Source organism: Cellulomonas sp. ES6 (assembly GCF_030053835.1).
Lineage (GTDB): Bacteria > Actinomycetota > Actinomycetes > Actinomycetales > Cellulomonadaceae > Cellulomonas.
Window position 1 is genome coordinate 3,525,820 of the sequence record NZ_CP125655.1, and the last position, 25,795, is coordinate 3,551,614.

The 25,795-nt window shown below is 74.9% G+C and carries 22 protein-coding genes; 10 read left to right on the forward strand and 12 right to left on the reverse strand.

The features are described 5' to 3' along the window. A complete protein-coding gene (locus tag P9841_RS16445) occupies positions 1–564 on the reverse strand; it encodes an NYN domain-containing protein (protein WP_283319661.1) in 564 nt (187 codons plus the stop codon). A 167-nt stretch (positions 565–731) separates the two neighbouring features. Here P9841_RS16445 and P9841_RS16450 point away from each other — a divergent pair, with 167 nt between their 5' ends. From P9841_RS16450 to hemQ, 9 genes are all read left to right on the forward strand, one after another. Further along, entirely contained in the window at positions 732–1,256 is a 525-nt protein-coding gene (locus P9841_RS16450) for a MarR family winged helix-turn-helix transcriptional regulator (RefSeq protein WP_283319662.1), read from the forward strand. A gap of 151 nt (positions 1,257–1,407) precedes the next feature. Next, the gene (locus tag P9841_RS16455) at positions 1,408–1,917 is read left to right on the forward strand and encodes a flavodoxin domain-containing protein (protein ID WP_283319663.1); all 510 of its coding nucleotides are present in this window, start codon (positions 1,408–1,410) and stop codon (positions 1,915–1,917) included. A gap of 67 nt (positions 1,918–1,984) precedes the next feature. After that, positions 1,985–2,995 (forward strand): LacI family DNA-binding transcriptional regulator, encoded by a 1,011-nt coding sequence (locus P9841_RS16460; protein WP_283319664.1) that lies wholly within the window; start codon positions 1,985–1,987, stop codon positions 2,993–2,995. A gap of 388 nt (positions 2,996–3,383) precedes the next feature. Continuing rightward, the gene (locus P9841_RS16465) at positions 3,384–5,063 is read left to right on the forward strand and encodes a glycoside hydrolase family 13 protein (RefSeq protein ID WP_283319665.1); all 1,680 of its coding nucleotides are present in this window, start codon (positions 3,384–3,386) and stop codon (positions 5,061–5,063) included. A 125-nt stretch (positions 5,064–5,188) separates the two neighbouring features. Further along, a complete protein-coding gene (locus tag P9841_RS16470) occupies positions 5,189–6,580 on the forward strand; it encodes an ABC transporter substrate-binding protein (protein ID WP_283319666.1) in 1,392 nt (463 codons plus the stop codon). Position 6,581: 1 nt separating this feature from the next. After that, a complete protein-coding gene (locus P9841_RS16475; protein WP_283319667.1) occupies positions 6,582–7,523 on the forward strand; it encodes a carbohydrate ABC transporter permease in 942 nt (313 codons plus the stop codon). Then, entirely contained in the window at positions 7,520–8,524 is a 1,005-nt protein-coding gene (locus P9841_RS16480) for a carbohydrate ABC transporter permease (protein WP_283319668.1), read from the forward strand. The genes P9841_RS16475 and P9841_RS16480 overlap by 4 nt, the downstream gene beginning before the upstream one ends. Before the next feature lie 85 nt (positions 8,525–8,609). Beyond that, entirely contained in the window at positions 8,610–9,833 is a 1,224-nt protein-coding gene (locus tag P9841_RS16485; RefSeq protein WP_283319669.1) for a ferrochelatase, read from the forward strand. Continuing rightward, complete coding sequence (hemQ, locus tag P9841_RS16490) at positions 9,830–10,567, forward strand: hydrogen peroxide-dependent heme synthase (protein ID WP_283319670.1); 738 nt, start codon at positions 9,830–9,832, stop codon at positions 10,565–10,567. The genes P9841_RS16485 and hemQ overlap by 4 nt, the downstream gene beginning before the upstream one ends. A gap of 21 nt (positions 10,568–10,588) precedes the next feature. On the opposite strand, the gene P9841_RS16495 is transcribed toward hemQ, so the two are convergent. The 6 genes from P9841_RS16495 to P9841_RS16520 all read right to left on the reverse strand — a co-directional run bounded on the left by P9841_RS16495 (position 10,589) and on the right by P9841_RS16520 (position 16,924). After that, complete coding sequence (locus tag P9841_RS16495; protein ID WP_283319671.1) at positions 10,589–10,954, reverse strand: META domain-containing protein; 366 nt, start codon at positions 10,952–10,954, stop codon at positions 10,589–10,591. 247 nt (positions 10,955–11,201) lie between these two features. Further along, positions 11,202–12,233: an LLM class flavin-dependent oxidoreductase gene (locus tag P9841_RS16500; RefSeq protein WP_283319672.1), complete on the reverse strand. Its 1,032-nt coding sequence runs from the start codon at positions 12,231–12,233 to the stop codon at positions 11,202–11,204. Positions 12,234–12,692: 459 nt separating this feature from the next. Next, complete coding sequence (locus tag P9841_RS16505; protein ID WP_283319673.1) at positions 12,693–13,994, reverse strand: Glu/Leu/Phe/Val family dehydrogenase; 1,302 nt, start codon at positions 13,992–13,994, stop codon at positions 12,693–12,695. A gap of 136 nt (positions 13,995–14,130) precedes the next feature. Beyond that, a complete protein-coding gene (locus P9841_RS16510) occupies positions 14,131–15,054 on the reverse strand; it encodes a M15 family metallopeptidase (protein ID WP_283319674.1) in 924 nt (307 codons plus the stop codon). A 209-nt stretch (positions 15,055–15,263) separates the two neighbouring features. Further along, positions 15,264–16,055: an aldo/keto reductase gene (locus tag P9841_RS16515; protein WP_283319675.1), complete on the reverse strand. Its 792-nt coding sequence runs from the start codon at positions 16,053–16,055 to the stop codon at positions 15,264–15,266. Further along, positions 16,052–16,924 (reverse strand): AraC family transcriptional regulator, encoded by an 873-nt coding sequence (locus P9841_RS16520; protein ID WP_283319676.1) that lies wholly within the window; start codon positions 16,922–16,924, stop codon positions 16,052–16,054. Before P9841_RS16520 ends, P9841_RS16515 begins: the two co-directional genes overlap by 4 nt. Positions 16,925–17,035: 111 nt before the next feature. On the opposite strand from P9841_RS16520, the gene P9841_RS16525 reads away from it, so the two are divergent. Continuing rightward, on the forward strand, positions 17,036–20,401 hold the full coding sequence (locus P9841_RS16525) for a proline dehydrogenase family protein (protein WP_283319677.1): 3,366 nt from the start codon (positions 17,036–17,038) through the stop codon (positions 20,399–20,401). A gap of 54 nt (positions 20,402–20,455) precedes the next feature. On the opposite strand, the gene P9841_RS16530 is transcribed toward P9841_RS16525, so the two are convergent. The 5 genes from P9841_RS16530 to P9841_RS16550 all read right to left on the reverse strand — a co-directional run bounded on the left by P9841_RS16530 (position 20,456) and on the right by P9841_RS16550 (position 25,784). Then, positions 20,456–21,487 (reverse strand): LacI family DNA-binding transcriptional regulator, encoded by a 1,032-nt coding sequence (locus P9841_RS16530; protein ID WP_283319678.1) that lies wholly within the window; start codon positions 21,485–21,487, stop codon positions 20,456–20,458. Between the two features lie 112 nt (positions 21,488–21,599). Beyond that, positions 21,600–22,532, reverse strand: a complete 933-nt coding sequence (locus P9841_RS16535) for a carbohydrate ABC transporter permease (RefSeq protein ID WP_283319679.1) — start codon at positions 22,530–22,532, stop codon at positions 21,600–21,602. Next, positions 22,529–23,626 (reverse strand): carbohydrate ABC transporter permease, encoded by a 1,098-nt coding sequence (locus tag P9841_RS16540; RefSeq protein WP_283319680.1) that lies wholly within the window; start codon positions 23,624–23,626, stop codon positions 22,529–22,531. Before P9841_RS16540 ends, P9841_RS16535 begins: the two co-directional genes overlap by 4 nt. A 118-nt stretch (positions 23,627–23,744) precedes the next feature. After that, positions 23,745–25,037: an ABC transporter substrate-binding protein gene (locus P9841_RS16545; RefSeq protein WP_283319681.1), complete on the reverse strand. Its 1,293-nt coding sequence runs from the start codon at positions 25,035–25,037 to the stop codon at positions 23,745–23,747. A 240-nt stretch (positions 25,038–25,277) separates the two neighbouring features. After that, positions 25,278–25,784, reverse strand: coding sequence for a DUF2505 domain-containing protein (locus P9841_RS16550; protein WP_283319682.1), 507 nt, complete (start codon positions 25,782–25,784; stop codon positions 25,278–25,280). Positions 25,785–25,795: the final 11 nt, after the last annotated feature.

Genomic DNA, 25,795 nt, shown 5'->3' on the forward strand with positions numbered 1-25,795 from the left:
TCAGAGGTAGCGCAGCGGGTCGAACTCGTCGAGCGGGATGATCCGCAGACGCGGCAGCGTCACGTTGAACGCCTTGACGTCCGACTCCAGGTCGAACGCCTCGAGCCCGCGGTCGGCCAGGTGCGCCAGGGACGTGCTCGTGAACTCCCGGAACGCCAGCAGCCCGACGCGCCGGTCGGTGCCGAGCAGCGCCTCGACCTCCGGGGCGAAGTCGCCGTCGTGCGACGCCAGCATCACGTCGCCGTCCCGGCCGGCGAGCGCCTCGAGCGTCCGCTTGATGCCGATGTCGACGACCTTGCCCTCGCCGGCCAGCGGGATGGGCTGGTAGCCGATGGCCAGCAGCGCCTGCACGAACGACATGGGCAGCGTGCCGCTGGTGGCGTTGAGGAAGAACAGCCCCTTGGTCGGGCGTCCCCAGGTGCGCTCCGCGAAGTCCAGCACGCGCTCCCACCGCGGGCGCTGCTCCGGCGTCGGGCGCCCGTTGAGGATCGACGACCCGAGCGTCGCGTCGATGTTCTCGCCGTCGACCAGCACGTACGTCGAGCGCACCCCGTCGTTCTGCATCCCGTCAGCGTAGCCGCGCCCCTCCGCCCCCCGCCCGCCCGGTCCCCGGACGTGCAGCGCCGCCGGGCGCGACCGGACGCCCGCGCCCGGCCGCGGGCGGGAACAGGGGCGGGCGTCGCACGGTTGGGCAGGTGTATGCAGACGCATGGACCGAGCGGGGAGCGCGCGTGATCGAGCAGGCGGAGCGGGCCGGAACGGACCCGAGGGTCGGGGCTGATGTGCGGGCGGCCGCGACCGCGTGGGAGGAGCTGTTCCGCGCGCAGGTGGCGATCATGCGCCGGCTGCAGCGCGACCCCATCTGGGACCGCATCTCGCTGCGCGAGTACGACGTGCTCTTCACGCTGAGCACCGCGCCGGACGGCCTGCGCCTGCGCGACCTGGGCGAGTCGAGCCTGCTCAGCCAGCCGAGCCTCAGCCGCATGGTCGAGCGTCTGGAGGACTCCGGGTGGGTGCGTCGCGCGCCCGCCCCCGAGGACGGCCGCGGCGTGGTCGTGGCCCTGACCGACGCCGGTGCGGCGCTGCAGCGGGAGGTCGGCCGGCGGCACGTGCAGGCCATCGCGCACTACGTCGGCGGCGCCCTCCCGGCGGAGGACCTCGCGGAGCTGACCCGGGTCGCCGGGGCGCTGCGGGGCGCTCAGGCGGGCATCGCGGACCTGGACCGCGGGACGCCGCCGGCGCCCGCCGCCCGGTGATGACGCTGGTCACACCCGTGAGGTGCGGCCGGGGGGACCTCCGGCCCACGACTTCCGCGCAGGCGCCGCCGACGATGGATCAGGCGATCAGGGGCACGGGCCGGGGGTCCCGCGTCGATTCGCCGGACGAGCAGCCGTGGAGGGCAGAGCGATGAGGATCCTGGTGACGGTGGCCTCGCGTCACGGCGCCACCGCGGAGATCGGCTCGGCGGTCGCGGACGTGCTGCGGGCCGACGGGCACTCCGTCGACGAGGTGGCACCGGACGAGGTCACGGACGTGACGCCGTACGACGCCGTCGTGCTCGGCTCGGCCGTCTACACCGCGCACTGGCTCCCGGCCGCCCGCGAGTTCGGGTCCCGGTTCGCCCCGGACCTCCGGCACCGGGTGGTGTGGGTGTTCTCGTCGGGACTCGCCACGCAGCCGGCGGCGTCCGCCAACAGCCCGCACGAGCTGCTGGCCCTCATGCAGAACATCGGGGCGCTCGGCCACCGCGCGTTCGCGGGCCGGCTGCTGCGCAGCGAGCTGGCGTTCGCCGAGCGCGCCCTCATCGCCGGTGCGCGCGCGAAGGAGGGCGACCACCGGGACTTCGACGCGGTGCGCGCCTGGGCCGGGCAGCTCGCCGAGCACCTGCGCACGCTCGCCCCGGCGGCGACGGCCTGACGCGGCCCCGCCCGGGGCTCGCACGTCGCGCAAGCGGCTTGCGTGATCACGTCGTAGACTTGCGCTCATGGCTGGCAGGCTGGCGGAGGTCGCGCAGAAGGTCGGGGTGTCCGAGGCGACGGTGAGCCGCGTGCTCAACGGCCGCACAGGGGTCTCCGAGCAGACGCGCCAGGCGGTGCTCACCGCCCTCGACGTGCTCGGGTACGAGCGGCCGACGAAGCTCCGCGGCGAGCGCGCCCGGCTGGTGGGCCTCGTTCTGCCCGAGCTGCAGAACCCGATCTTCCCCGCGTTCGCCGAGGTCGTCGGCGGCGCGCTCGCGCAGCAGGGCTACACGCCCGTGCTGTGCACGCAGACGGCGGGTGGGGTGTCCGAGGCCGACTACGTCGACCTGCTGCTCGCGCAGCAGGTGTCGGGCATCGTGTTCGCCGGCGGCAACTTCGCGCAGCGCGGCGCCGACCACGACCACTACGGCCTGCTCGTCGACCGCGGGCTCCCCGTCGTGCTCATCAACGCGGCCATCGAGGAGCTGCCGTTCCCGCGCGTGTCCTGCGACGACGAGGTGGCGGTCGAGCAGGCCGTCGGCCACCTCGCGTCCCTCGGCCACACCCGCATCGGCCTGGTGCTCGGCCCCGTCGACCACGTGCCGTCCGAGCGCAAGCTGCACGCCGCGCGCGCCGCGGCCGAGCGGCTCGGTCTGACGCTCGACGACGACGTCGTGGCCCGCAGCGCGTACTCCCTCGAGGCCGGGCAGGCGGCGGCGACCCGGCTGCTGCGCCAGGGCGTGACCGGGCTGGTGTGCGCCTCCGACCCGCTCGCGCTCGGGGCCATCCGCGCCGCCCGCCGTGCGGGCCGGCGCGTCCCGGAGGACGTGTCCGTGGTGGGGTACGACGACTCGCTGTTCATGAACTGCACCGAGCCGCCGCTCACCACCGTGCGGCAGCCGATCGAGCCCATGGGGCGCGCCGCGATCGACCTGCTCGTCGGGCAGATCGGCGGGCACCCCGTGTCGACGGACGAGCTGCTGTTCGAGCCGGAGCTGGTGGTCCGCGGCAGCACGGGGCCGGCAGCCGGGGCCTGAGCGGAGTCGGCGCCGGGGCGCCCGGGGGGCCTGCGCCGTCCGCGCCGGCCCCTGCGCCGTCCGCGCCGGGCTGCCCGGGTCTCCGCGCCGGGCCGCCCGGGTCTCCGCCCCGCCCGCGCTCGGTCCCGCACCTGCCCCGCCCTGCGCGGGGCGGGTTCCGTCGTCGCGCCTCCCGCGCGCCTCCCGCGCGCCGTCCGTGCCGGCCGCGCCGCGCTCGTCGCACCCCGGATCGCCGACACCCGGACGACGGTCGCGTTTTGATAACGTCGCTGTCGAGTTCTTGCGCGCAACACGTTGCAGGATTTAGTGTCCCTGCTGCGCGGCCGACGACGGTCGCGGACGGAGATGCCGCAGCTCGACCCCGCGGCCGGCGAGAACGAGGCACGACGTGGTGCACCCCCCGACCGACGACCCGACCTGGTGGCGCGACGCGGTGATCTACGAGGTCTACCCGCGCTCCTTCGCGGACGGCGACGGGGACGGCACCGGGGACCTGGCGGGCGTCCGCAGCCGGCTGCCGTACCTGGCGGACCTCGGGGTCGACGCGATGTGGTTCACGCCCTGGTACGTGTCGCCGCTGGCCGACGGCGGGTACGACGTCGCGGACTACCGGGCGATCGACCCGGCCTTCGGCACCCTCGAGGAGGCCGAGGCGCTGATCGCGGACGCGCTCGCGCTCGGCATCCGCACGATCGTCGACGTGGTCCCGAACCACGTCTCGGACCAGCACCCGTGGTTCCGCGCCGCGCTGGCCGCGGGCCCGGGTTCGCCCGAGCGGGAGCGGTTCTGGTTCCGGCCCGGGACGGGCCCCGACGGCGACGGCATCCCGACGCACTGGGTGTCGAGCTTCGGCGGGTCGACGTGGACGCGCACCACCGACCCCGACGGCACGCCGGGGGAGTGGTACCTGCACCTGTTCGCGCCCCAGCAGCCGGACCTCAACTGGACGCACCCCGACGTCTGGGCGGAGCACGAGGACGTGCTGCGGTTCTGGTTCGACCGCGGCGTCGCCGGCATCCGCATCGACTCCGCGGCGCTGCTGGTGAAGGACCCCGCGCTGCCGGAGCTGCCGCCGGCGGGGTCGGTGCCCGCCGCGGGCGCCCACCCCCACGTCGACCGCGACGAGCTGCACGACGTCTACCGGGCGTGGCGGAAGGTCGCCGACTCCTACGCCGGCACCCGCGTGCTGGTGGGCGAGGTCTGGCTGGAGGACACGGCCCGGTTCGCGGCGTACCTGCGCCCCGACGAGATGCACACCGCCTTCAACTTCGACGTCATGACCCAGCCGTGGGACGCCGCGGCGCTGCGGGCGTCGGTCGACCGGACGCTCGCCGCGCACCGGGAGGTCGGCGCGCCGGCCACCTGGGTGCTGTCGAACCACGACGTCACGCGCCCCGTCACCCGGTACGGGCGCGCGGACTCGGCGTTCAGCTTCGCCACCAAGCGGGCCGGCACCCCGACCGACCTCGCGCTCGGCACCCGGCGGGCACGCGCCGCCGCGCTGCTCACCGCCGCGCTGCCCGGGTCGCTGTACGTCTACCAGGGCGACGAGCTCGGGCTGCCCGAGGTCGAGGACCTGCCGCCGGAGGTGGTGCAGGACCCCATGCACGAGCGCTCCGGCGGCGTCGACCCCGGGCGGGACGGCTGCCGGGTCCCGCTGCCCTGGTCCGGCGACCGGCCGCCGTTCGGCTTCGGCCCCGGGACGGGCCAGCCCTGGCTGCCGCAGCCGGCGTCGTGGGCCGCGCTCACCGTCGAGGCCCAGCAGGCCGACCCGGCGTCGATGCTCGCGCTGTACCGCGCGGCCCTCGCGCTCCGGCGGGCCGAGCCCTGCCTGGGCGACGGGGAGCTGCGGTGGCTGGACGCCGGCCCGGACGTGCTGGCCTTCAGCCGCGGCGACGTGCTCTGCGTCGTCAACCTGTCCGACCGCCCCGTCCCGCTGCCCGAGCACGCGGGCGTGCTGCTCGCGTCCGACGGCACGGGGAGCGCGGGCGTGGCGGGCGTGGCGGACCACGCGGACGGCGCCGCGCTGCCGCCCGACACCGCCGTGTGGCTCCGCGCCGCGTCCTGACCCCTGCCCGACCCCACCTCCCACCCGACCCCACCTCCCACCCGACCCCGACCCCGACCCGACCCGACCCCCGAGACCACCCGCACGACCGCCCATCCCCGCACCACCCGACACGAGGAGTGACGATGAGGTCCTCACGCACCACCGCGATCGCCCTGAGCGGCGCGCTGTCCTTCACCCTGCTGGCCGCGTGCAGCAGCGGCTCCGACGACGCCGGCGACGGCGAGAGCGCGGGCGGGAAGACCGTCCTGCGCGTCGTCTCCCTGCTGCCCGGCTCGGAGCAGGAGGCGTTCGACGCCTTCGACGAGCAGGTCGCGCAGTTCGAGGCCGCGAACCCGGACATCGACATCCAGCCGGAGGAGTACGAGTGGAAGGCGACGACGTTCGCCGCCCAGCTCGCCGGCGGCACGCTGCCGGACGTGTTCGAGATCCCGTTCACCGACGGCAAGACGCTGATCGAGAACGGCCAGCTCGCCGACATCGACGCGCAGTTCCGCGAGCTGCCGTACGCCGGCGACTTCAACCCGAACGTCCTGGACGCGGGCACCGGGGCGGACGGCAAGGTCTACGCGATCCCGGCGAAGTCGGTCTACGGCATCGGCCTGCACTACAACCGCGCGCTGTTCGAGCAGGCCGGGCTGGACCCGGACGACCCGCCGACCACCTGGGACGAGGTCCGCGACGACGCGAAGGCGATCGCCGACGCGACCGGCCAGGCGGGCTACGCGACCATGACGCAGAACAACACCGGCGGCTGGCAGCTCACCGTCGCGACGTACGCCCGCGGCGGTCGCGTCGAGACGACGGGCGACGACGGCACCTACACGGCCACGCTCGACAACGACGGCACGAAGGCCGCCCTGGAGTACCTGCACGACCTGCGCTGGGAGGACAACTCCATGGGCGCGAACTTCCTGCTCGACTGGTCGTCCATCAACCAGGCGTTCGCGGCCGGCCAGATCGGCATGTACACGTCCGGGTCGGACGTCTACACCTCCCTGGTGCAGACCAACGCGATCAACCCCGACGACTACGGCCTGACCGCCGTCCCGCTCGAGGGCGACGACGCGGGCGTGCTGGGCGGCGGCACGCTGGCCGCGGTGAGCACGTCGGCCTCCGACGCGCAGAAGTCCGCCGCCGTGAAGTGGATCGACTTCTACTACCTGCGCAAGCTGACCGACCAGGACGCGGCGGTCAAGGACGCCGAGACGCTCGTCGCCTCCGACCAGCCGGTCGGCACCCCGGTGCTGCCGATCTTCAGCCAGGAGCAGTACGACCAGTCCCAGGAGTGGATCGCCGACCTCATCAACGTGCCGCTCGACCAGATGACCGGGTTCACCGACGTCATCTTCGACCAGCCGCTGATCCCGGAGCCGTCCGGCTCCACCCAGGAGCTGTACGGCGCCCTCGACACCGTGGTGCAGGCGGTGCTGACCGACGAGGACGCCGACATCGACCAGCTCCTGGCGGACGCGAACGCCTCCGTCCAGGCGATCCTCGACAAGAACGCGGGCTGACGTGACGTCCCTCCCTCACGGGGCCCGCACCACCCGGCGGACCCAGGCGCGGCGGACCCCCGCCGCCTGGGTCCGCCGCGGCGGCGCGAGCACGCTCGTCTTCGCGCTGCCCGTCCTGGTGGTGTTCGGGCTGTTCTCCTGGCTGCCGATCGGCCGCGCGGTCGTGATGAGCCTGCAGGAGACCAACCTCGTCACGACGGCCTGGGTCGGGCTCGAGAACTTCCGCACGGTGCTGGCCGACCCGCTGCTCGCGACCGCCGTGAGGAACACGCTGTGGTTCGCGGCCCTCGCGCTGCTGTTCGGCTACCCGGTGCCGCTGCTCGCGGCGGTGCTCATGAGCGAGGTCCGGCGCGCCAAGGGCCTCTTCAGCGCCCTCGCGTACCTGCCGGTCGTCGTGCCGCCCGTCGTCGCCGTGCTGCTGTGGAAGTTCTTCTTCGACGCGCGGCCCGAGGGCGTGTTCAACACGATGCTCGGCTGGGTCGGCCTCGGGCCGGTCCCGTGGCTGCAGGACGCGTCCTGGGCGATGCCGTCGCTCGTGCTCGAGGCCACGTGGGCGGGTGCGGGCGGCACGATCATCATCTACCTGGCCGCGCTGACGTCCGTGCCCGGCGAGCTGTACGACGCCGCCGAGGTCGACGGGGCGTCCGTGTGGCGCAAGATCTGGCACGTGACGATGCCGCAGCTGCGCGGCGTCCTGCTCATCACGTTCATCCTGCAGATCATCGGGACCGCGCAGGTGTTCCTCGAGCCGTACCTGTTCACCGACGGCGGCCCCGCGAACGCCACCATCACCGTGCTGCTGCTGGTCTACCGCTACGCGTTCGGGCAGAGCCTCGGCGGGGACTACGGGGCGGCGACCGCGCTGAGCCTCATGCTCGCGGTCGTGCTGGCCGTGCTGTCCGTCGTGTACTTCCGCCTCACCCGGTCCTGGAGCCAGTCATGACGACCTCGACGACCTCGACGACCCCGGCCGGCGGCGCGACATCCGCGCTCGCGGTGCCACCGGCCGGCGACCCCGTGCCGGCCCGCACCCGCGCCCCGGGCCGGCGCCGCCACCCCCGCGACGAGGAGGACCGCGGCGCGCTCTCGCCCGCGGACTGGCGCCGCCCGGCGGTGCGCCGCTCGATGCGGCTGTCGCACGGCGTCCTGCTCGCGCTGCTCGTGCTGTGCGGCCTCGGCCCGCTGGTGCTGCTCGCGAAGTTCGCGGTCACCCCGACGCAGGACATCCTGCGCACGCCGCTCGCCGTCTTCCCGCACGGCATCGCGTGGGAGAACCTCGGCGCGGCGTGGAACGACGTGCAGGTCAGCCGGTACTTCCTCAACACGGTCGTCATCGCGGCCGGGTCGTGGGCGAGCCAGATCCTCGTCGCCACCACCGGCGGCTACCTGCTGTCCGTGCTGCGGCCGCGGTACGCCCGGCTCGTGCAGGGGGCCGTGCTGGCCACGCTGTTCGTGCCCGCCGTCGTGCTGCTCGTGCCGCTGTACCTGGTGATCCTCGACCCGCCGGTGCTCGGCCGGTCGCTGATGAACTCGTACTGGGCGGTGTGGCTGCCCGCGGGTGCCAGCGCCTTCAACGTGCTGCTGGTGCAGCGCTTCTTCGACTCCCTGCCGCGGGAGGTGTTCGAGGCGGCGCGCGTCGACGGCGCCGGACCGTTCCGGCTGTTCTGGTCGATCGTGCTGCCGATGAGCCGGCCCATCCTCGGCGTGGTGTCGGTGTTCGCCGTCATCGCGTCGTGGAAGGACTTCCTGTGGCCGCTGCTCGTGCTGCGCGACCCGGACATCCAGCCGCTGTCCGTGCGGCTGCCGTCCCTGCAGGCCACCACCGACCTCGGCGTGCTCATGGCGGCCCTGGCGATCTCGACGCTGATCCCCGTGCTGCTGTTCCTGGTGTTCCAGCGGCTGTTCCTGCGGGGCGCCGGGCTCGGCGGGGCGGTGAAGGGCTGATCTGACGGCGCGTCGTGACAACGTCACGCCCCGGGGCGCCGCCGCCCGGCCGCGGCCGCCGCGGGGGCGATGGGATGATGGATCGGTGCCTGCCCCCACCCTGACGGCGTCGTCGCTCGCCCCGTACGACGCGGTGATCCTGCTCTCGTTCGGCGGCCCGGAGAAGCCCGAGGACGTCCTGCCGTTCATGCGCAACGTGACGCGCGGCAAGGGCATCCCGGAGGAGCGGCTCGTCGAGGTCAGCCGCCACTACGCCCTCTTCGGCGGGCGGAGCCCCATCAACGACCAGAACCGCGCCCTGCTCGCCGCGCTGCGGGCCGAGATGGACGCCCGCGGCCTCGACGTGCCGCTGGTGTGGGGCAACCGGAACTGGGAGCCGTACACCGAGGGCGCCCTGGCGGACCTGCGCGGGCGCGGCGCCGGCCGGGTGCTGGCCCTCGTCACGTCGGCCTACGGGTCGTACTCCGGGTGCCGGCAGTACCGCGAGCACGTCGCGGCGGCGCTCGCGGGCGTCGCCGGCGCCGACCCCGTGCCGGCCGACGCGGAGGCCGTCGCGGGCGTCCGCGTCGACAAGCTGCGGCACTACTTCAACCACCCCGGCTTCGTCCGGGCGAACGCCGACGCCGTCGTCGAGGCGTTCGGCGAGCTCGCCGAACGCACCGGCCGGCCGGTCGCGGACGTCGTCGCCGACGCCCCGCTGCTGTTCGTCACGCACTCCATCCCGCTCGCCATGGAGGCCGGCTCCGCCGCCGCCCGCCCCGGCTACGTCGCGCAGCACGAGGACGCGTGCACGCAGGTCGCCGCGCTCGTCGCCGCCGAGCTCGGCGTCGAGCCCTCGTGGAGCCTCGCGTTCTGCTCCCGGTCCGGGCCGCCGTCGCAGCCGTGGCTCGAGCCCGACGTCAACGACGTGCTGACCGAGCGCGCCGCGGCCGGCGTCACCGGCGTCGTCATGTCCCCGATCGGCTTCGTCTCCGACCACATGGAGGTGGCCTACGACCTCGACACCGAGGCCATGGCGACCGCCCGCGAGCTCGGCGTGACCGCGGTGCGCGCCGGCTCGGCGTCCACGCGCGCGCCGTTCGTCGCCGGGCTCGTGGACCTCATGGTCGAGCGCGCCGCCGCCGAGCGCGGTGAGCAGCCCGAGCGCGTCACCGTCGGCGCCCTGGACGCCTGGCCCGACCGGTGCGCCGTCGGCTGCTGCTTCCAGCGCGCCGGCGTCGACACGGGCATCCCCGCGGTCTCCGGCTCGGACGAGCCGCGACCCCGGCCCCAGCAGCAGGACGGCAGCGAAGGAGCAGCAGCACGATGACCAGCACCACCCCCCCGGTCGGCGGGCACACCCCCGAGGTCGCGGACGAGATCAACAGCTCGATCCACTACGCCATGTACGCGGTGTTCGAGACGGCGTCCGCGCTGCCCGCCGACGCCGACGTCCGCGCGCGCCTGGTCGCCGAGACCCTCGACGCCCTCACCGGGCCGGACGCGCCCGAGGGCCTCGTCGTGCGCGGCTGGTACGACGTCGCCGGCCTGCGCGCCGACGCCGACCTCATGGTGTGGTGGCACGCCCCGACGATCGAGGCCGTGCAGGACGCGTTCCACCGGCTGCGCGCCGGCGGCCTCGGCGAGCACCTGCTGCCCGTGTGGTCCGTCGCCGCGATGCACCGGCCCGCCGAGTTCAACCGCGGGCACGTCCCGGCGTTCCTCGCCGGCGAGGAGCCGCGCGCCTACCTGTGCGTGTACCCGTTCGTGCGGTCCTACGAGTGGTACCTGCTGCCCGACGCCGAGCGCCGCGAGCTGCTGCGCGAGCACGGCCACGCCGCGCGCGACTACGTCGACGTCCGCGCGAACACCCTGTCGTCGTTCGCCCTGGGCGACTACGAGTGGATCCTCGGGTTCGAGGCCGACGAGCTGCACCGCATCGTCGACCTCATGCGCGACCTGCGGAACACCGGCGCCCGCCGGCACGTCCGCGAGGAGGTGCCGTTCTACACCGGCCCGCGCGTCGAGCTCGCCGAGTGGGCCGAGCGGCAGCCGCGCGACTGACGCGGACCGCGTCCCCGGGGCTCAGACCTCGGACTCCCCGGGCGGGGCGGGCAGCAACCGGCTGACCCGCCCGTCCGGGTCCGTCAGCACGAGCGCGTCGCCGTCGACCCGCGCGTGCAGCCGGACCCCGAGCAGCTCCAGCACCGCGCGCTCCCGGGCGGTGTGCTCCGGCGTGCCGGCCATCAGCGTCGTCACCACCGGCCCGAACGTCAGCGTGCCGTCCTCCCAGGACCAGGTCCCGCGCAGCCGGTTCACGCCGCCCGTGCCGTAGACCTGCCCGTCCCCGGCGAACGTCAGCGCCGGCCGCGACCGGTGCGGCTCGTCCGGCGGCACCGGCACCCCGGCGACCTCCACGAACTGCCACGTGCGCCCGACGACGTCGTCCATGCCCCCGATCATGGCACCCCCACCCGCCACGCACCCCGCGGCCCCCGACCCCCTCGGAGGGCCCCGCGACGCCCGGAGCCCCCCGCGCGACGTTCGGAGCCCCCCACCCACCCCCCTCGGAGGCTCCGACGGTGCTCGGAGGGGTGCGCGCGGGATCGGAGGTGCCCGCGGAGGCCTCCGAGCCCGCGCGATGACCACCGATGCCCGTCGGAGCCTCCGAAGGGGGAGCGGCCCGAGCCCGAGCCGGTCACCAGGAGGCGGCGAGGGCCTCCAGGGTGGCGACGCGGTCGGCGACGTCGTGCGTGGTGGCGGTGACGATCAGCTCGTCGGCGCCGGTGCGGTCGACGAGCTCGCGCAGCGCGGCGACCGCGCGGTCGGCAGTCGTCGCGTGCTGCGTGCCGGGCACGCGGGAGAAGAAGTCCCGGGCCTGCTCCGGATCGAGGGCGTCGAGCATCGCGGCGGCGTCCTCGGGCGTCTCGATCGGCGCGAGCGCCCCACGGCTGCGCAGCCGCAGGGCCATGACCTTGCTCGGTCCGGCGAGCCAGGCGGCGCGCTCCTCCGACTCGGCGACGACGACGGAGGCGGACACCATGAGGTGCGGGGCGTCGAGCACGGCGGAGGGGCGGAACGCCGACCGGTACACCTCGGCGGCCTGCGTGGTGATGCCGGTCCCGAAGTGGTGGGCGTACGAGAACGGCAGGCCGAGCTCTCCGGCGAGCTGCGCGCTGAACGTCGACGACCCGAGCAGCCACACCTCGGGGGTGCCGGCAGCGGCCGGCGTGGCGGTCAGCCGCGCGGCGGTGGCGCTCGCCGCGCGGCCCTCCGGCAGCTGACCGAGCAGCGCGAGGACGTCCAGCAGCTCCGCGGGGAAGTCCTCGGCGCCGAGCCCCTCCACCGTGCGGCGCAGCGCGGCGGCGGTCGCGGGGTCGGCGCCCGGCGCCCGCCCGATGCCGAGGTCGACGCGGCCGGGGTGCAGGGCCTCGAGCATCGCGAACTGCTCCGCGACCACGAGCGCCGGGTGGTTCGGCAGCATGACGCCGCCGGAGCCGACGCGGATCCGGTCCGTCGAGGCCGCGAGGTGTGCCAGCAGCACCGCGGGGGACGTCGACGCCACCGCGGGCATGCTGTGGTGCTCGGCGACCCAGAACCGTCGGTAGCCGAGCCGGTCGGCCGCACGGGCGAGCGTGGTGGAGTCGGCGAGGGCGTCGGCGCTGGTGCGGCCGGTGCCGACGGGGGCGAGGTCGAGGACGGACAGCGGGACGGCGTGGTCGGTACTCACACCGGGGCCAACGCGGCCGGGCGGCCGAGGCTTCCCCCGCCTCCCTCCGGCGCCGGCCCCACACCCCCCCCAGCCGTCGGAGGCTCCGACGGGAACCGGAGGTCATCGCGCGGGCTCGGAGGTCTCTGCGGGGACCTCCGAGCCCGCGTCGATGCCTCCGAATCCGGTGGGGTCTCCGAGCCCGGGGGAGGCCTCCGAGTGAGGTGGGGGTCCCCGAGTCCGGGGGAGGCCTCCAGCTCCCGTCGGAGGCTCCGACGGGTGTCGGAGGTCGTCGCGCGGCCTCGGAGGTCTCTGCGGGGACCTCCGAGCCCGCGTTGAGCCCTCCGATGCCGCGTTGGAGCCTCCGAGCATGGTGGGGGTTCCGGGCGCCCGGGGGAGGCTTCGGCGGGCGGGCCGGAGGGGCCCGGGCGCGCCGCCGCCCGCGTCGCCGGAGCGGTCAGGCTCCCGACGGCGCCGCCGTCACGGGTACAGGCCGCGCAGGCGGTGCGCCTCCGCGACGCGCCGGACGCCGATGACGAGCGCGGCGTCGCGCAGCGTGATGCCGTCCGCCCGGGCCCGCTGGGCGACGGCGGCGTAGGAGGCGCGCATGCGCTGCTCGAGGCGGTCCTCGATCTCCCGCTCGGTCCACCAGTACGCCTGCTGCGCCTGCACCCACTCGAAGTAGGACACGACGACGCCGCCGGCGTTCGCGAGGATGTCGGGCACGACCGTGATCCCGCGCTCGGCGAGCACGCGGTCGCCGGCGCTGGTGGTGGGGCCGTTGGCGCCCTCGACGACCCACCGCGCCTTGACGGTGCGCGCGGTGTCCTCGTCGAGCACGTCCTCCACGGCCGCCGGGATGAGCACGTCGACGTCGAGGCCGAGCAGCTCGGCGTTCCCGACGGGGTCGCCGCCGGGGAACCCGACGACCGAGCCGGTCTCGGCGACGTGGGCGGTGAGCGCCGCGACGTCGAGCCCGCCGGGCGCGTGCACGCCGCCGTACTGGTCGCTGACCGCGACGACGCGCGCGCCGCCCTCGGTGAGGAACCGGGCGGCGTGGGACCCGACCTTGCCGAAGCCCTGCACCGCGGCGGTGACCTCGGACAGGTCGGTGCCGGCGTCGGCGAGCGCGGCGGCGGTGACGTGGACGACGCCCCGCGAGGTCGCGGTGGCGCGCCCGAGGGAGCCTCCGACGGCGAGCGGCTTGCCGGTGACGACGGCCGGGATCGTGTACCCGGAGTTCACGGAGTACGTGTCCATCACCCAGGACATCGTCTGCTCGGTGGTGCCGACGTCGGGCGCCATGATGTCGCGCTCCGGCCCGATGATCGGCATCACCTCGGACGTGTAGCGCCGCGTCAGCCGCTCGAGCTCCGCGGTGGAGCAGCCGCGCGGGTCGATCGCGACGCCGCCCTTCGCCCCGCCGTAGGGCAGCTCGACGACCGCGCACTTCCACGTCATCCACATCGCGAGGGCACGGACCTCCTCGATGTCGACGCCCGGGGCGTACCGCAGGCCGCCCTTGCCCGGACCCCGGGAGATGTTGTGCTGGACCCGGTAGCCGGACACGAGATCGATCCGCCCGTCGTCGCGGCGCAGCGGGACGGCGACGTGCAGCTCGCGCCGCGGGGTCGCGAGCATCTGGTGCATGCCGTCGTCGTAGCCGAGCAGCTCGACGGCCGACGACAGCTGCGCGAGTGCGGTGGTGAGCGGGGACGTGCGCGGGGTCGCGGTCGTCGCGGGGGTGGGCGACGGGGCGGACCCGGACACTGGTGCGGACATGCAGGCGCCTCCTGGGCATCCGGTCCGGCGGCCCGGGCGCGGCCTCGTCGCCGCCCCCGCGGAGGACCGCCGGGTCCCGGACACTGTGCCACACGCGCGACGCCCGGGCGCCCGCGGCCGGGTCGCGTCGGCGAGGTCAGGACGTGCGGCCCGGCCCGTACTCGAAGTGCCAGTACTCGGCGTAGGGCTGCCCCTCGCGGACCCGCTCCGGTGCGTACCAGCCGTACGCCGGGCCGTTCGCGACGAGCCAGTCGTACCGGGCGGTCCCGAAGCCGTACGTGTCGGGCCACTCCTGGACGTCCAGCGCGGTGCCCAGGCCGTGCGAGGAGGTACCGGGTGCCGCCGCCAGCCCGCCGAACGCGGCCTTCATCGCGACCTGGTCGTCGTACGACCGGTACGTGAGGTCGAGGTCGAGCGGCGCCCCGAACTGCGCCCGGAACGCGTCGTTCAGCGCCGTCAGCGCGTCCGCCGCGTCGCAGCGCAGGTACTGGGCGAACCCGAGCTGGTCGGTGCCCCAGGGGATGACGCACATCGCGCTCGCGGGCATGTGGCCGTTGGAGCCGTCGCCGTCCGCGGTGGGCACGGACGTCACCCAGAGCACGTTGCCGTCGGCGTCGACGGGGCGGCCGTCCACCCAGCCGGCGATGCGCGGGTGCGTCGGGGCGCCCGGCGGTGCGCCCGAGGCCGCGGAGCCGGCCTGCGCCTCCTGCGCCGCGCGCGCGTCCGCGGCGGCCCGGGCCTCCGCGTCCGCCTGTGCCTGCGCCTCGGCCTGCGCGTCGGCGGCCGCCTGCGCCTCCGCGGAGGCGCGTGCCTCGGCCTCGGCCTGCTCGGCGGCGGCCTGCTCGCGTGCGGCCCGGGCGGCCTCCTCGGATCGCGTCGCGGCGTCGGCACGGGCGGTCGCGCGCCGGTCGGACAGGAACTCGGCCTCCTGCGCCGCGAGGCGTGAGGTCAGCGCCAGCGACTCCGCCGCGCGCTGCTGCTCGGCGGCCCGGTCCCGCGCCGCCTGGAGCTGGAGGGCGCCGATGACGGACGCGGCGAGCAGGGCGAGGCTGGTGACCACGGCGACGACGGCCCGCGCGCGCCCGCCGGGTCGGGCAGCGGACGTCCGCCCGTCGCGGCGCGTCGCGCGGCTCCCCGGGCCGTCGTGCCCCGGACCGTCGCGCCCCGGACCGTCGCGCCCCGCGCCGCCGTCCCGCACGCCGTCGCCCCCGGGCTCGCCGCCCCCCGGCGTGCCCGGCCCCGGCGCGCCCGGCCCGGGCGCCGCTGCGGTCACCGCCCGCCCAGGCCGTCGATCCGCGCGAGCTCGTCCGCGTCGAGCGAGAACGTCAGCACGTCGAGGTTCTGGCGGATGCGGTCGGGGTGCGTCGACTTCGGGATGACGACGACGCCGTGGTCGAGGTGCCAGCGCAGCACGACCTGCCGGGTGCTCACGCCGTGCGCCTCCGCGATGGCGGTCAGCACGGGGTCGTCCAGGTCGGTGCGCTTGAAGGGGCTGTAGCCCTCGATGACGACGCCCCGCTCGGCGTGCGCCGCCACGAGGTCCGCGTCGTAGTCGCCGGGGCTCCACGGGATCTGGTTGACCGCGGGCGCCTCGCCGGTGGCGGCGATGAGCTCCTCGATCTGCGCGATCGAGTAGTTGGAGACGCCGATGGACCGCACCAGGCCCTCGTCGCGCGCGGCGATGAACGCAGCCCAGGTCTCGGGGGTCGCCTGCTTGTTCGGCGGCCAGTGCACCAGCCACAGGTCGAGGTGGTCGGTGCCGAGCTTCGCGAGGGACTCCATGAGCGTCTGGCGCTCGCGCCCGGCGTGGTCCGGCGGCAGCTTGGTCGTGACGAAGACGGCGTCGCGGTCCACGTCGACGGCGGCGAGCGCGCGCCCGACCTCCGCCTCGTTGCCGTAGCCGGTGGCCGTGTCGACGTGCGTGTAGCCGAGCTCGAGCGCGGCGATGACGGCGCGCTCGGCCTCGGAGCCCTCGGACTGCCAGGTGCCGAGCCCGAGCAGCGGCATCTCGCCGCCGGGCAGGGTCACCGTCGGGATGGTGGGGGTGTGCGCTTCGGTCATGCCTCCATCGTCACCCAGGCGGGCTCGTCGGGCCACGGCTGGGAGGGCACCGCCCGCGGTGCGGGTGCGGGTCCGCGCCGCGCCGCGCGCCTGAACTGCGCAGGCGTCTCCCCGGCGAGCCGCCCGAACGTCCGCGTGAACGACGCCTGGTCGTAGAACCCGCACGCCGCGGCGACCTCGGCGAGCGGCAGGTCGGTGCCTCCGAGCAGCGCGGCGGCGTGGTCGAGGCGTGCCCGCAGCACGTACTGCTGCGGCGACAGGGCGAACACGCGCCGCACGCGGCGGTCCAGCGTGGACGGCGCGCACCCCGCGGCGGCGGCGAGCTCGGCGACCGTCGGCGGCGTGGCGAGGCGCTCCCGCACGAACGCGGCGACGCGCGACAGCGCCGTGACGGTGGCCTCGTCGGCGTCGCCGGTGCGCAGGGCCTGCGACACGCTGACGAGCCCGACCACCTCGCCCTCGGCGTCGTGCACCGGCACCTTCGACGTCAGGTACCAGCCGGGCGCGCCGCCGGGCCGGCGGATCAGCTCGAGCTCGCGGTGCAGGGACCGGCCGGTCTCCAGCACCGCGCGGTCCTGGGCGTCGTACCGCTCGGCGAGCTGCGGCAGGAACAGCTCCGCGGCGGTCCGCCCGACCACGGCGCGGCGGGACCTCTCGGAGGTGCGGCGCACGAACGCCTCGTTGACCGCGACGTAGCGGCCGGTGACGTCCTTGGCGCAGAACATCGTGCCGGTCAGGTCGTCGTGCAGCCGCAGGAGCGCCGGGGTGAGGGCAGCCAGCAGCGCGGCGGCCGCGGGGTCGGCGGTCGCCGGGGTGGTCGTGGCAGAGCCCGGCGGAGCTCCCGCGGGCCCGGGTGGACGGCTCGGCATGTCAGGGGGAGCGTAGGTGCTGCGCGTGACGCGCACGTGTCACGCATCCGGGGCCGTGGCGCGCAGGATCGGTGCAAGACGGTCCCCGGGACGATCGGGGACGATGCCGCCATGACCACCACCCAGCCCTCCGCGCCGTCGCAGCACCCCGCGCCCGCGGGCCCGGCCGCGACCGGTCCCGACGACCTGACGCGCGCGGCCGTGGACCTCGCGCACCGCTGGATGGCCGCGACCGCGGCCGACGAGACCCCCGCCGAGCGCCGCGCGACCGGGCGGCTCGCGGCGCTGGTGGCGGACCCCGTGGGCCTGGAGCTCGCGGTGCGGTTCGTCGACCGGGTGGCCCGCCCGCAGGACGTGCGGGTGGCGGCCGCGGAGCTCGCGGCGCTGGGGGACCGCGCGGCCGACGCGTCCGGGTTCCTCGGGCTGGGCGACCGGGCGCTGCTCGGCGTCGGCGCGCGCCTCGCGCCGCTGCTGCCGGCCGCCGTCGTCCCCGCCGCCCGGGTGCGGCTGCGCCAGCTCGTCGGGCACCTCGTCGCCGACGCGGGCCCGGGCCTCGGCGCGCACATCGCCCGCGCGCGCCGCGACGGGTTCCGCCTCAACCTCAACCTGCTCGGGGAGGCCGTGCTGGGGGAGGACGAGGCGACCCGCCGGCTGCGCCGCGTCACCGCGCTCGTGGAGCGGCCCGACGTCGACTACGTCTCCGTGAAGGTCTCGGCGGTGGCGAGCCAGCTCTCGACGTGGGACACCGAGGGCAGCGTCCGGCGCGTCGTCGAGCGCCTGCGCCCGCTGTACCTGACGGCCGCGGCGCACGGCACGTTCCTCAACCTCGACATGGAGGAGTACCGGGACCTCGCGCTCACCGTGCGGGTGTTCGAGGCGCTCGTGTCGGACCCGGCGCTGCGGGACCACGAGGCCGGGATCGTGCTGCAGGCCTACCTGCCGGACGCCTCCGCCGCGCTCGAGGAGGTCACCGCCATCGCCCGCCGCCGCGTCGAGGCCGGGGGCGCGCGCCTCAAGGTGCGCCTCGTCAAGGGCGCGAACCTCGCGATGGAGCAGGTCGAGGCCGAGCTGCACGGCTGGGAGCAGGCCCCGTACGCCGGCAAGCCGGACGTCGACGCGCACTACGTGCGGCTGGTCCGGACGGCGCTCGACGCGGACCGCACCGGCGCGCTGCGGGTCGGTGTCGCGAGCCACAACCTGTTCCACGTCGCGTACGCGCACCTGCTGGCGGGGGAGCGGGGCGTGTCCGAGGCGCTCGACGTCGAGATGCTGCAGGGGATGGCGCCGGCGCAGTCCCGGGCGGTGCAGCGCGACGTCGGCCAGGTGCTGCTCTACACCCCGGTGGTGGCGAAGCAGGACTTCGACGTCGCGATCTCCTACCTGGTGCGGCGGCTCGAGGAGAACGCCGCGCACCAGAACTTCCTGCACGCGCTGTTCGCGGAGGGCGACGACGCCGGCGCCGCGCACGGGATGCCGTCGCAGGAGGCCGCGTTCCTCGCGTCCGTGGCGGGCGCGGCGACGGTCGACGTGACGCCGCGGCGGCTCCCGCGCGCCGCGGACGCCGCCGCCCCCGGCCCGGGGGAGTTCCGCAACGCCGCGGACACCGACCCGGCCGTCGCGGAGTCGCGGACCTGGGCCGGGCGCCTCGTCGCGCACGACGTCGAGCCGCCCGCCGGGGCCGTCGAGGTCGCGACCACGGCGGAGGTCGACGCGGTGGTCGCGCGGGCGGTGTCCGCCGCTCCCGCCTGGTCGGCGCGTCCGCCGGCCGAGCGCGCCGCCGTGCTGCGCCGGGCCGCCGACGCGCTCGAGGCCGCCCGCGGCGACCTGGTCGCCACGATGGTGCACGAGGGCGGCAAGACCGTCGCGGAGGCCGACCCCGAGGTCAGCGAGGCCGTCGACTTCGCGCGGTACTACGCCGACCGGGCCGAGGACCTCGCCGACGGCCGCGTCCCCGGGGCGGTGTTCCGCCCGGACGGCGTCACCGTCGTCACCCCGCCGTGGAACTTCCCGGTGGCCATCCCCGTCGGGTCGACGCTCGCCGCGCTCGCGGCCGGGTCGCCCGTGCTGGTCAAGCCGGCCCCGCAGACGCCGCGCTGCGTGCGGGTCGCGATGGCCGCCGTGCAGACCGCGCTCGACGCCGCCGGGGTCACCGAGCCGGCGCTCCAGGTGGTGCTGTCCCCGGAGGGCGACGTGGGCCGGCACCTCGTCACCCACCCCGACGTCGCCCGCGTGGTGCTGACGGGGTCGCTGGAGACCGCCCGGCTGTTCGCCGGCTGGCGCCCCGACCTCGACGTGCTGGCCGAGACGTCCGGGAAGAACGCCCTGGTCATCACGCCGTCCGCCGACGTGGACCTCGCGGTGGCCGACCTGGTCCGGTCCGCGTTCGGCCACGCCGGCCAGAAGTGCTCGGCGGCGTCGCTGGCGATCCTCGTCGGGTCCGCCGGCACCTCCGACCGGCTGCGCCGGCAGCTCGCGGACGCCGTGACGTCGCTGCACGTCGGGTGGGCCGACGACCTCGGCACCACGATGGGCCCGCTCGTCGAGCCGGCGTCGGGCAAGCTGCTGCGCGCCCTGACGACGCTGGACGAGGGCGAGGGCTGGCTCGTGCAGCCCCGCCGGCTCGACGAGGAGGGCCGGCTGTGGACGCCCGGCGTGAAGCACGGCGTGCGGCCCGGGTCGTGGTTCCACCTGACGGAGTGCTTCGGGCCGGTGCTCGGCGTCATCCGCGTCGACACCCTCGACGAGGCGATCGAGGTGCAGAACGCCGTCGCGCTCGGGCTCACCGGCGGGCTGCACTCGCTCGACGAGGACGAGATCGCGCACTGGCTCGACCGGGTGGAGGTCGGCAACGCGTACGTCAACCGGCACATCACCGGCGCCGTCGTGCAGCGGCAGCCGTTCGGCGGCTGGAAGGCCTCGGTGGTCGGCCCCGGCGCGAAGGCCGGTGGCCCGTCGTACGTGGCGCAGCTGGGCACCTGGTCCGACGCGCCGGACGTCGCCGCGCTGGACGACGACGCGTGGGTGGCCTGGGCGCAGCAGGACGACGCCCGCTGGTGGGCGTCCGAGTTCGGGGCGTCCCACGACCCGTCCGGCCTGGCCGCCGAGGAGAACACGCTGCGCTACCGCCCCGTGCCGCACCTGACCGTCCGCGTCGGGGCGGACGCGCGCGAGCGCGACGTGCGCCGGGTGCTCACCGCCGCGCGCACGGCCGGCGTCGGGGCGACGGTCAGCCGCGCCGCGGACGAGTCCGACGAGGCGTTCGCCGCGCGGGTCGCCGACGGGGCCGTCAGCGGCCGGGTGCGGGTGGTCGGCACGGCGCCGGGGCTGCGCGCGGCGGCGGTGGCCCGCACCGGGGAGGTCACGGTGCTCGACGGCCCGGTGCTCGCCAGCGGGCGCCGGGAGCTCATGACCGTCGTGCGCGAGCAGGCGGTGAGCCGGACGCGGCACCGGTTCGGGCACGTCGACCCGACGCGGTAGTCCGGGCGGGCGCGACGCCGGCGCGGGGACGCGGCCCGGCGCCGCGCCCGTGCCTCAGGCCGAGCCGCGGACGACGAGCTCCGGCGCGAAGATCAGCGGCTCCGTCCGCGCCGCGCGGCCGTGGAGCTGCGCGACGAGCTCCTCGCCCGCGGCGCGCGCCATCGCGATGATCGGCTGCACCACGGTCGTCAGGTTCGGCTTCGTGGTCGACGCCAGCCCCGAGTTGTCGTAGCCCACGATCGCGACGTCCCCCGGGACCTCGCGCCCGAGCTCGGCGAGCACGGGCAGCGCGCCCGCGGCCATGAGGTCGGACGCCACGAAGACGGCGTCGACGTCGGGGTACCGGGCGAGCAGCTCGCGCGCGCCGGCGGCACCGCCCTCGATCGTGAAGTCCCCGCTGACCACGGCGTCGGCCGGGAGCCCCGCGGCGGCGAGCGCCTGCCGCCAGCCCGCGAGGCGGTCGAGGCCGGCGGACATGTCGGCGGGGCCCGTGATGGTCCCGATGCGGCGCCGGCCGAGGGCGATGAGGTGCTCCGTGGCGATCCTGCCGCCGCGGACGTTGTCGGTGTCGACGAACGCCGAGCGCCGCTCGGTCAGCGGCCGGCCGATGAACACGTTGGGCAGCCGCGAGTCCTGCAGCGCCCGGTCGATCGAGTCGTCGCGGTGGTGCGAGACGACGATCGCCCCGTCGACGTGCCCGGCGCGCAGGTAGCGGATGGTGCGCTCGGAGTCGCCGGGCCGGGCGATGAGCAGCAGCAGCTGCAGGTCGGAGTCGGCGAGCGCCGAGGAGACGCCGTTGAGCACGCCCGCGAAGAACGGGTCGGACAGCACGCGCTCGTCGGGCTCCGGGACGACCAGCGCGACGGAGTCGGTGCGGCGGGTCACGAGCGAGCGGGCGGCGCGGTTCGGCGTGTAGCCGAGGTCGGCGACGGCGGCGGCCACGGACTCCATGGCCTCCGGCGAGACCCGCAGGCCGCCGTTGATCGCCCGCGAGGCGGTGGACCGGGAGACGCCGGCGCGTTCGGCGACCTGCTCCAGCGTGGGCGCCGGGTGGGTCGCGACGGGGATGGCTGACTGGTCGACCACGGTGGATCGCCCCCTTGCCTTGACGACGGGGTGGCCGGCGCGCGGGGCACCGGCGGACGGGCGCGCCCCCCAGCGCGGGGACCGGTTCCGGTCCCCGCGCGGAAGCGTAGCGTCAGCCCTTGACGGCTCCGGCCATGATGCCGGCGACGAGCTGGCGGCCCGCCACGAGGAACAGCACCAGCAGCGGGATGATGGACAGCACGACACCCGCCATGATCAGCGGCATGTCCTGGAAGAACCCGGCCTGCAGCAGCTTCAGCGCCACCGGCAGCGTGGGGTTCTGGGTGCCCAGCACGATCGAGGGCCAGAAGAAGTTGGTCCACGACGTGATGAAGGTGAACAGCGCGAGCATCGAGGCGGCGGGCCGGGCGGCCGGCAGCGCGATCGACCAGAACGTGCGGAACATCGACGCCCCGTCGACGCGCGCGGCCTCGATCAGCTCGTAGGGGAGCGCGGAGTCGAGGTACTGGGTCATCCAGAACACGCCGAACGCCGTGACCAGCGCCGGCAGGATGACCGCCAGCAGGTTGCCGGTCAGGCCGAGCTGCCGCATGACGATGTACAGCGGCACGACGCCGAGCTGCGTCGGGACGGCCATGGTGGCGATGACGAACACCAGCAGCGGGCCGCGCCCGCGGAACCGCAGCTTCGCGAACGAGTAGCCGGCCAGCGTCGAGAAGAACACCACGGAGGCGCTGGTCACGAGCGCGACGATCAGCGAGTTGCCGGTCGCCCGCACCAGGTCGATGTCGGCGTCGAAGACGCGCTGCAGGTTCGTGAGGAACTCGCCGCCGGGGATCAGCGACGGCACCGGGTTCTGCGCGACGTCCGCCGAGGTGGAGGACGCCAGCAGGAACGTGAAGTACAGCGGGTAGGCCGAGACCAGGATGAAGACGGACAGGATCGTGTACGTCAGCCACCCGGGCCGGCGGTCGGCGCCGCCGCCGTGGCCTCCGCCGCGCTTGCGGCCGGCGTTGCGGCGGGCCGCGCGGGCCGCGGCCCTGCCGGCGGTCTGCTCGATGACGGGGATGGAGGGGGTGCTCATCGGGGGTTCACCTCGGTCGGGGCGGCGGCGGTGACGGCGGAGTCGGACGTCCGCCTCATCGACCGCTCGAGCGTGCGCGCGTTCCTGCGGCTCTGCTTGCGGGCGGCCTTCGCCGCCCGGCTCATGTCGTCGGCGGACGAGATCTTCCGTGTCAGCCAGTTGTTCACCAGGGCGAACACGATGATCACGAGGAACAGCAGCCAGGCGACCGCGGCTGCCCGTCCGAGCTGCTGCTTGTTCCAGCCCAGCTCGTACAGGTACAGCGTCACGGTCTTCCACTGGCCGTTCGACCCGCCGAGGCCGGTCTGGTCGTACATGCGCGGCTCGTCGAAGATCTGCAGGCCGCCGATGGTCGACGTGAGGATCACGAAGATCATGGTCGGGCGGACCATCGGCAGGGTGATCGAGAAGAACTGCCGCACCCGGGTGGCGCCGTCGATGGTGGCGGCCTCGTACAGGTCGCGCGGGATGGCCTGCATCGCGGCCAGCAGGATGAGCGCGTTGTAGCCGGTCCAGCGGAAGTTCACCATCGACGCGATCGCGATGTGCGCGGGGAACGCGTCCTTGTGCCAGCCGATCGGGTCGATGCCGATGTAGCCGAGCATCGTGTTGATCATGCCGGAGCCGTCGGCGAACATCTTCGAGAACACCAGGCCGACGGCGACCGGGGCGACGACGTACGGCAGCAGGACGCCCATGCGCCAGAACGTCTTGGACCGCAGGTTCGCGTCGAGCATGGCCGCGATGACCAGCGCCACGATGATCTGCGGGACGGTGGACAGCAGGAAGATGCTGATGGTGTTGCGCAGGGCCTTCCAGAAGAACGCCTGCCCGAGCACGAACGTGAAGTTGTCGAGCCCGACGAAGTCGCCCTGGCCGCCGATGAGGCTCCAGTCGTGCAGCGAGACCCACGCGGTGTACAGCAGCGGGAACAGGCCGACGACCGCGAACAGCAGGAAGAACGGCGAGATGTACAGGTAGGGCGAGACCTTCACGTCCCACCGGCCCAGCGTCTGGCGGAAGCCGATCTTGCGGTGCGGGCGGTCGTCGGTGCTCGGAGCCGCGCCCTTCGGGGGCGCCGTCTGCGTGGCCATGGAGTTCCTTCGTGCGGGACGAGGCGGGTCGGGCGGTGCGGGTGCGGCGGACTCTGCCCGCACCGGGCGGACCGGACCGCCGGGGAGCTCAGTCCCCGGCGGTCCGGTCCGGTGGGGGTCAGCCGATGGCGGCGACCGCCTCCTCGAAGCCCTTCCAGGACTCGTCGGGGGTCATCGACTTGTCGACGTCGACGCGGTTGAACGCGTCGGACAGGCCGGTGCGGACCGTGAAGTAGTTCTCACCCTTGAACGGCTGGGTGGAGATGGCCGCGGCACGGTTCGTGTAGATCTTGCCGGTGGGCGCGTCGTTGAAGAACTCGCGGGTCATGCCCTGGAGCTCGTCGGACTGCTGGGCCTCGATCTGGCTCGGGAAGTTGCCGTTGACCGCGAACGCCTTGAGCTGCTGCTCCGGGGCGGTCAGCCAGTCGGCGAGCGCCTTGGCCTCCTCCTGGTGCTGCGACATCGTCGGGACCGTCAGGAACGAACCGCCCCAGTTGCCACCGCCGCCGGGGAAGACGTCGGCGATGTCCCAGCCCTCGACGCCGGACGCGTTGCCCTCGATGTTGCCGAGGAACCACGCCGGGGCGAGCGCCACCGCGAAGCCGTCGTTCTGGAAGGAGTTCGTCCAGTCCTCCTCCCACTGCTTGAGGCCGGCCGACTGGTCCTCGTGCGACAGGATCGTGTCGTACATGTCGCGGATCTCGGGGTTGTCGAGCGCGGTGATCTCACCGGTCTCCGGGTCCTCGAACGGGGCCTTGATCTGGTTGATCATGCCCTGGGCGAGCGCGTCGGCGGAGTCGAAGAACTTCGGGCCCGTGCCGGCGGCCATGAACTTGTCGCCGACCTCGAAGAAGTCGTCCCAGGTCGCGTTCTCGCCGCCGAACAGCTCGGCGACCTCCTCGCGGTCCGTCGGCAGGCCGGCGGCCTCGAACAGGTCGGCGCGGTAGGCGATCGCCTCGGGGCCGATGTCCGTCGGGTAGCCGAGCAGGCGGCCCTCGGAGTCGGTGGCCTGGTCGGTGGTCCACGCGTTCCAGCGGCCCTCGACGGAGTCGGAGTTGAGGTCCGAGAACTGGTCGGAGTACTGCAGGATCTGCGGCATCCAGTCGACCTCGGCCGCGACGACGTCGGCGAGGCCGGAACCCGCGCCGAGCGCGGTCTGGAACTGCTCCTTGGCGTCGTCCGACTTCGCGAACTTGTTGTGCTCGATCGTGATGTTCGGGTGCTCGTCCTGGTACTGCTCGAGCAGGTCCTCGTAACCGAACTGGTTGAAGGTGGAGATCGTCAGCGTGATCTTGCCACCGTCGTCGCCGGCGTTGTCGTCGGACGAACCGCCGCCGCACGCCGTCGCGAGCAGGGCGATGCCCGTCGCTCCGGCCACGGCCATCCAGGTCTTGCGCGTGCTCCTGCGCACTGTGACTCCCTCGTCAGTCGGACGGCGGCCTCGCCGTCGTGGTGGACGCCGTCGTCGACGTCCGGCGTGGAAGCGTTCCCAAACCGCACTGCGGGAGCGCTCTCACGACCTGCCACGCACTCTCGCCGCACCGCTCGGCCGAAGTCAAGCCGCGATGCCGCCGAACGGGCGTGGAAGCGGTCCCACGGGCGCGTTCGCGCAGGTCAGCGCGCTGGAGGGCGTCGACGCGTTACGGAATCGTTACGCCTGTGCGCTGTCCTCGACCCACGCCCGGGCGACAGCCTCCTCGGCCTCCAGCGCGCCGCGCACGGCACCCGCCGCGGCCTGCTCCACGGTCGCCCCGAACAGCGGCACGTGCGCCTTGAGCTCACCCTCGTACGTGATCGTCGAGCCCCCCGGGCCGCCCGTCAGCGCCACGGTGCCCGTCAGCCGCACCGGCGCCCCCGCGATCTCCACCGCCACGGTCCCGCGCCGGGCACCGTCCTCCTGCGGGCCCTCCCACGCCTCGGCCTGGCGGACCTCCAGCGTCGAGCCGACGAACGCCCGGATGTTCGGCGGGATGAGGTCGGTCGGCAGCGCGCGCCGGGTCGTCACCGTGAACGCACCCGCGTCGCCCGGGGTGACGTCGACGTGCAGGTCGTCCGCGCCGCTGGCGCGCACCTTCGCGCGCACGTAGTCCGGGTCGGCCAGCATCGTGCCGGCCGTCCGGGGGTCCGTCGGGACGGAGAGGGTGACCTGGAGGTGCACGGGCGTCGGGT

Bases quoted from the DNA above. Each gene is read 5' to 3' on its own strand.
- P9841_RS16445 (WP_283319661.1), bottom strand. From the start codon at position 564: ATGCAGAACGACGGGGTGCGCTCGACGTACGTGCTGGTCGACGGCGAG.
- P9841_RS16455 (WP_283319663.1), top strand. From the start codon at position 1,408: ATGAGGATCCTGGTGACGGTGGCCTCGCGTCACGGCGCCACCGCGGAG.
- P9841_RS16460 (WP_283319664.1), top strand. From the start codon at position 1,985: ATGGCTGGCAGGCTGGCGGAGGTCGCGCAGAAGGTCGGGGTGTCCGAG.
- P9841_RS16470 (WP_283319666.1), top strand. From the start codon at position 5,189: ATGAGGTCCTCACGCACCACCGCGATCGCCCTGAGCGGCGCGCTGTCC.
- P9841_RS16480 (WP_283319668.1), top strand. From the start codon at position 7,520: ATGACGACCTCGACGACCTCGACGACCCCGGCCGGCGGCGCGACATCC.
- hemQ (WP_283319670.1), top strand. From the start codon at position 9,830: ATGACCAGCACCACCCCCCCGGTCGGCGGGCACACCCCCGAGGTCGCG.
- P9841_RS16495 (WP_283319671.1), bottom strand. From the start codon at position 10,954: ATGGACGACGTCGTCGGGCGCACGTGGCAGTTCGTGGAGGTCGCCGGG.
- P9841_RS16505 (WP_283319673.1), bottom strand. From the start codon at position 13,994: ATGTCCGCACCAGTGTCCGGGTCCGCCCCGTCGCCCACCCCCGCGACG.
- P9841_RS16515 (WP_283319675.1), bottom strand. From the start codon at position 16,055: ATGACCGAAGCGCACACCCCCACCATCCCGACGGTGACCCTGCCCGGC.
- P9841_RS16520 (WP_283319676.1), bottom strand. From the start codon at position 16,924: ATGCCGAGCCGTCCACCCGGGCCCGCGGGAGCTCCGCCGGGCTCTGCC.
- P9841_RS16525 (WP_283319677.1), top strand. From the start codon at position 17,036: ATGACCACCACCCAGCCCTCCGCGCCGTCGCAGCACCCCGCGCCCGCG.
- P9841_RS16535 (WP_283319679.1), bottom strand. From the start codon at position 22,532: ATGAGCACCCCCTCCATCCCCGTCATCGAGCAGACCGCCGGCAGGGCC.
- P9841_RS16540 (WP_283319680.1), bottom strand. From the start codon at position 23,626: ATGGCCACGCAGACGGCGCCCCCGAAGGGCGCGGCTCCGAGCACCGAC.